This is a genomic window from Nostoc sp. CHAB 5715 (assembly GCF_020829685.1).
GTDB lineage: Bacteria > Cyanobacteriota > Cyanobacteriia > Cyanobacteriales > Nostocaceae > Nostoc.
The window spans coordinates 1-6,062 of record NZ_JAIVFR010000429.1 but is presented as its reverse complement, the minus strand read 5'-3'; the positions used below and the strand labels follow the sequence as shown (position 1 = coordinate 6,062).

Here is a 6,062-nt window from a genome sequence, read left to right as displayed (position 1 = left end):
GAACACTGGGCATTTTACAATGAAAATGAGCATCAAATAGAAATGCATTTACGCAGCCTGCGATCGCAAATTGTAGAATTACGCGCTCTTAACCTCAAGGTTAATTTTGCACTAGGTGAGACTATCCTCACCGAAATTTCCCGCAAATTTGACCTCAATATTATCAAGCAGCAACTCACCGTACAGGGTTTATTACCTCTCCAAGTGTGGACAGACCCAAATCAATGGTTTGGTTTATTGCTCTGTCAGTTGCAAGCATAAAGCAAATCAGAGTATGCCTCACATATCTAGCGGTTCTCAGTTGAGTCCAATATAGACCTAACAAAAACAGCCCCAACCCTACAAGGGTTGGGGAATAAAACTTTTATTCCTCTCTTCTTTCAGGAGAGAAGTCTAATATTATGTTCGCATAATTAGTTATGATTCCCACAGTCATTGCACCCCACACGCCAGATGCTTCAAGTCGGCAGAGCCGCTCAACGCACTGGCTCCCCTTAATCCCCTCCCCGCTCTTCGGGAGAGGAGACGAAGCGTAGCTTTGGCGGGGTGGGGTTCTTCAGGTTTAATAAGGAATCAAGCGGACATGATATAACGCTCTTTCATCACTCTCAGAAAACAATAATCGAAGCGGGAAACTGAAACTATTACTCAATCAAGGTTTGAAGCTTTATTTTCTAATAGAAATTCAAAAATGTTGCTAAAACCTGAAAATCGAAGTCTCATAAGCCTTGCAGCGATTGCTTTCTCCAAGACTGATGGAAGAGCGATAAGATAATGAGTCGTCATTGCGAATGAAGCGTAAAGTTTTCGGCATAGCTTCGCTTAACGCGGTAGCGTCTCGTAAGAGTTGCAGAATGAAGCGATCGCAACATCCGTACTTTGCGATTGCAACTCTAAGAGACGCACTCGCGTTCGCTTCACTACGTTACGTTCGCAATGACAAATTATGTTTTTATACATTTGGGATGCTCCCCTAAAAAAGTAATATGTGCCTAATCTTTAAGGTTTCCATGTGTTGCTTTGTTTTCAATAAAATACTAAAAAAAGTCCCATGTTTTTGGGATACCATTAGTGTAAATGTTATAATTTATTGCTGAGATTTTAAGCACCTTTTTTGACTGATTTAACTTTTAGTGATGTGAAGCAGCCAATGCTGCAAACAGTTAAAATCCCAAGTAAGGTTGCAGGTTCAGGAATAAGAGTATAGGAAACTGCACCATTGAAGGTTTGATTGCTAACAATAAAATCATATCCAGCAATTTCATAACTAATTGCCGGATCAATTTTATTGTTAAATAAATAAGACAATGCAATAGATGAGTTACCTGTAACAGTTGGAAAGACAATAGGCCCTAATGTTGGATAATCAAGATCATCCTCTTGAGTGTAAACAGTCTGAGGGTCATTATTAAATGCGAAATTTAGTAACTGAACTGACGCTGTAGGAATAGGCTCATTACTAAAAGTTGAGTCATCGAAGTTAAAAGAACCAGTACCACTCAATATAGTGCTATTGACAGTGAAAGCATATTTAATTGTTGCAGCATCTGCTGGTTGTTGGTTTACAGCAGTAAAATTCAGTGCCAAACTGGTAGCAGCTAATGTTATTTTGGAAACTAATTTCATATTAATTTACCTCAAGATGTATTTTGGTAATCGGTCTGTCTGAGCAACTATGACTGCTAATGAAATTTTTCAATACTTGCAGTCAGCTAAATTTAAAATTATGAGGTTAAGCAGAATTTAATTGAAGGTAAAAACTGTGGATTATTACTCTTACAGTGTCTGAATCGATTATTCGTGCGCCAACACTTGGCACACCGATGTCACATTTGTAGACCGTCCCCCCCTTGGTTCTATTTTGCGGGCGCTTGTCATCCCCAGGAGGTGACACTATTTGGGCAAATCCCGTGACTGTTTACGAAGATTTACCAACTAACCTACGTAATATTGCTGACTAAGTCTGGGCAGTACACAGCAACGCCTACGATTATGCAGCAGCTACAATTGACTTGCCAAAAGAAGTCTTAAAGCATCGAGTTGTTTTCACCTCAACTTTATACGAAACCCTGCATCCAGTTGTCCGCGTCCATCCTGAATCCGGTGAACGTGGGTTATTTATTGGTTGGTTCGTGCGCTACCTGCGCGGTTTATCACAGAATGAATCCGATGAAATCGTGAAATTCTTACAAGCTTACATCACACGTCCAGAGAACACAGTCCGGTGGCGCTGGAAAGTTGGCGATGGTTTGGTCTTACTTTGACTTGTTTTGCGGGCGATTGCTTGTTGTAGCAACAGCTTTTTTTCATCTTCTGTCAACTGCACAGAGTAAGTTTTTTGCCGACCAATCATAATTCTGAATGATTGAGTGATGTTAATTCATGCTCACCCTATGGTCAAAAGTTTTCCTTTGTCAATTCGCTACGAACTTATGCAAAGCTGTACTTAGTTTCCCGGCAGGTCTATTTTGTTAATCTAAATATCGATGGTAGCGAGGTCTATAAAATTCTTCAAAATAAAGCTTATGACGTTCCCATCTGACGACGAGGCAGCGGTATTTACGTTGATACAAAGCAAAACATTCATGCAATAAAGCTATAACCGACTGAAAATTCACGCTTCCCCCTTCTTTGGTCAGCAGAGTGCATAAACCATTGTCGCCTAGAACCGGGGACTGTGGGGAGTTTCAGAGTACAGAGAACAAGTCCCAAAAATATTTGGGAAAAATAGTTGACACAAAGAATTGGATTCGTTATATTGAATAAGTGCCGGAAGCGAAGCCAAGGAAAGCGACGCTTAAAGGGAACCGAACCTTGAAAATATTATAGTTTGAAAGCGATTAGACAGCAAGTATTTTGCGTCAAGAAAATAAATTAACTTAAGCTGAAGTTAAAAAAGAGCAGCTGATATTGAGCTAAAAAAGCTTTCCAGTTCAAAACGGAGAGTTTGATCCTGGCTCAGGATGAACGCTGGCGGTATGCTTAACACATGCAAGTCGAACGGTGTCTTCGGACACAGTGGCGGACGGGTGAGTAACGCGTGAGAATCTGGCTTCAGGTCTGGGACAACCACTGGAAACGGTGGCTAATACTGGATGTGCCTTTTGGGGTGAAAGATTAATTGCCTGAAGATGAGCTCGCGTCTGATTAGCTAGTTGGTAGAGTAAGAGCCTACCAAGGCGACGATCAGTAGCTGGTCTGAGAGGACGATCAGCCACACTGGGACTGAGACACGGCCCAGACTCCTACGGGAGGCAGCAGTGGGGAATTTTCCGCAATGGGCGAAAGCCTGACGGAGCAATACCGCGTGAGGGAGGAAGGCTCTTGGGTCGTAAACCTCTTTTCTCAGGGAAGAATCAAATGACGGTACCTGAGGAATAAGCATCGGCTAACTCCGTGCCAGCAGCCGCGGTAATACGGAGGATGCAAGCGTTATCCGGAATGATTGGGCGTAAAGCGTCCGCAGGTGGCAATGTAAGTCTGCTGTTAAAGAGTCTAGCTCAACTAGATACAAGCAGTGGAAACTACATAGCTAGAGTACGTTCGGGGCAGAGGGAATTCCTGGTGTAGCGGTGAAATGCGTAGAGATCAGGAAGAACACCGGTGGCGAAGGCGCTCTGCTAGGCCGTAACTGACACTGAGGGACGAAAGCTAGGGGAGCGAATGGGATTAGATACCCCAGTAGTCCTAGCCGTAAACGATGGATACTAGGCGTGGCTTGTATCGACCCGAGCCGTGCCGTAGCTAACGCGTTAAGTATCCCGCCTGGGGAGTACGCCGGCAACGGTGAAACTCAAAGGAATTGACGGGGGCCCGCACAAGCGGTGGAGTATGTGGTTTAATTCGATGCAACGCGAAGAACCTTACCAAGGCTTGACATGTCGCGAATCTTGATGAAAGTTGAGAGTGCCTTCGGGAGCGCGAACACAGGTGGTGCATGGCTGTCGTCAGCTCGTGTCGTGAGATGTTGGGTTAAGTCCCGCAACGAGCGCAACCCTCGTTTTTAGTTGCCAGCATTAAGTTGGGCACTCTAGAGAGACTGCCGGTGACAAACCGGAGGAAGGTGGGGATGACGTCAAGTCAGCATGCCCCTTACGCCTTGGGCTACACACGTACTACAATGCTCCGGACAGAGGGCAGCAAGCGGGTGACCGCAAGCAAATCCCGCAAACCGGAGCTCAGTTCAGATCGCAGGCTGCAACTCGCCTGCGTGAAGTCGGAATCGCTAGTAATTGCAGGTCAGCATACTGCAGTGAATTCGTTCCCGGGCCTTGTACACACCGCCCGTCACACCATGGAAGCTGGTAGTGCCCGAAGTCATTACTCCAACCCTTCGGGGAGGAGGATGCCTAAGGCAGGACTGGTGACTGGGGTGAAGTCGTAACAAGGTAGCCGTACCGGAAGGTGTGGCTGGATCACCTCCTTTAAAGGAGACCTACACCCCTTAGATATCGAAAAGCAAACAGCTATATAGATTCTGAGTTGGTCACGCCTTAGGTCGGTCGCAGAGATATGCTTGCAAATGTAGAAAGCTTTCAAACTATGATTTGGTTCGATATGGGCTATTAGCTCAGGTGGTTAGAGCGCACCCCTGATAAGGGTGAGGTCCCTGGTTCGAGTCCAGGATGGCCCACCTGAAAAAAGGAGTCAGAACACAGGAGTCAGAAGTCAGAATAAAATTCTGGATTCTGGGTAGTGAATTCTGAATTCTGAATTCTGGGGGTTTAGCTCAGTTGGTAGAGCGCCTGCTTTGCAAGCAGGATGTCAGCGGTTCGAGTCCGCTAACCTCCACCTGTGGCGATTGTTTGCCATTGAGAAAAGTGAGGGAGAAATCAGCAACATGACTTAATATAGTCAGACTGCTGAGTAAAACTCAGCCAGAACCTTGAAAACTGCATAGTAAAGCGAAACAAAGCAGGCAGACACAGACATTTTTGATGAATGCTCTTGTGAATGCATGAATTAAGACCAAATATTTGAGTGGTCAAGCTAATAAGGGCTAACGGTGGATACCTAGGCACACAGAGGCGACGAAGGACGTGGTTACCGACGATATGCTCCGGGGAGTTGGAAGCAAACTTAGATCCGGAGATTTCCCAATGGGGCAACCCTAAATACTACCTGCTGAATATATAGGCAGGAGAGAGCCAACCCAGCGAATTGAAACATCTTACTAGCTGGAGGAAGAGAAATCAAAACAGAGATTCCCTAAGTAGTGGTGAGCGAAAGGGGAAGAGCCTAAACCAATTGGTTTACCGATTGGGGTAGTGGGAGAGCGATATCGAATCTGGAGGCTAGACGAAGCAGCTAAATACTGCACCAAAGAAGGTGAAAGTCCTGTAGTCGAAAGTTAAAGGATAGTAGCTCAATCCCGAGTAGCATGGGGCACGAGGAATCCCATGTGAATCAGCGAGGACCACCTCGTAAGGCTAAATACTACTGTGTGACCGATAGTGAACCAGTACCGCGAGGGAAAGGTGAAAAGAACCCCGGAAGGGGAGTGAAATAGAACATGAAACCGTTAGCTTACAAGCAGTGGGAGGACTATTTGAAAGTCTGACCGCGTGCCTGTTGAAGAATGAGCCGGCGACTTATAGGCACTGGTAGGTTAAAGCGAGAATGCTGGAGCCAAAGGGAAACCGAGTCTGAAAAGGGCGATAATCAGTGTTTATAGACCCGAACCCTGGTGATCTAACCATGGCCAGGATGAAGCTTGGGTAACACCAAGTGGAGGTCCGTACCGACTGATGTTGAAAAATCAGCGGATGAGCTGTGGTTAGGGGTGAAATGCCAATCGAACCAGGAGCTAGCTGGTTCTCCCCGAAATGTGTTTAGGCGCAGCGGTAATGATTATATCTGGGGGGTAAAGCACTGTTTCGGTGCGGGCTGGGAGACCGGTACCAAATCGAGACAAACTCTGAATACCCAGAGGACACATTGCCAGTGAGACAGTGGGGGATAAGCTTCATTGTCAAGAGGGAAACAGCCCAGACCACCAGCTAAGGTCCCGAAATCATCGCTAAGTGATAAAGGAGGTGAGAGTGCACAGACAACTAGGAGGT

Annotated in this window: 3 protein-coding genes, 2 tRNA genes, 2 rRNA genes and 1 pseudogene; 6 read left to right on the top strand and 2 right to left on the bottom strand. The window is 45.7% G+C overall.

Translation table 11 applies throughout. The annotated features are described in order from the left end of the window. The coding region (locus LC574_RS22225; RefSeq protein ID WP_229455668.1) for an L-histidine N(alpha)-methyltransferase at positions 1-261 on the top strand (261 nt) is incomplete at its 5' end. 561 nt (positions 262-822) lie between these two features. Here the strand turns inward: LC574_RS22225 and LC574_RS22220 are convergent. Together LC574_RS22220 and LC574_RS22215 are read right to left on the bottom strand one after the other, a co-directional pair. Beyond that, a complete protein-coding gene (locus LC574_RS22220; RefSeq protein ID WP_229455667.1) occupies positions 823-960 on the bottom strand; it encodes a hypothetical protein in 138 nt (45 codons plus the stop codon). A 141-nt stretch (positions 961-1,101) separates the two neighbouring features. Next, on the bottom strand, positions 1,102-1,626 hold the full coding sequence (locus tag LC574_RS22215; protein WP_229455666.1) for a PEP-CTERM sorting domain-containing protein: 525 nt from the start codon (positions 1,624-1,626) through the stop codon (positions 1,102-1,104). Positions 1,627-1,798: 172 nt separating this feature from the next. Between LC574_RS22215 and LC574_RS22210 the strand changes: the two are divergent. From LC574_RS22210 to LC574_RS22190, 5 genes and pseudogenes are all read left to right on the top strand, one after another. Continuing rightward, positions 1,799-2,246: pseudogene (locus LC574_RS22210) on the top strand (TauD/TfdA dioxygenase family protein); the annotation flags it as partial. A 689-nt stretch (positions 2,247-2,935) separates the two neighbouring features. Then, positions 2,936-4,426 (top strand): 16S ribosomal RNA (locus LC574_RS22205). 133 nt (positions 4,427-4,559) lie between these two features. Further along, positions 4,560-4,633 (top strand) — tRNA-Ile (locus LC574_RS22200). An 85-nt stretch (positions 4,634-4,718) separates the two neighbouring features. Further along, positions 4,719-4,791, top strand: a tRNA-Ala gene (locus tag LC574_RS22195). 191 nt (positions 4,792-4,982) lie between these two features. Next, positions 4,983-6,062: ribosomal RNA gene (locus LC574_RS22190) — 23S ribosomal RNA — on the top strand; the annotation flags it as partial.

Excerpts from the sequence above, each read along its gene's own strand:
- LC574_RS22215 (WP_229455666.1), bottom strand. The coding sequence starts at position 1,626 with ATGAAATTAGTTTCCAAAATAACATTAGCTGCTACCAGTTTGGCACTG.
- LC574_RS22220 (WP_229455667.1), bottom strand. The coding sequence starts at position 960 with ATGTATAAAAACATAATTTGTCATTGCGAACGTAACGTAGTGAAGCGA.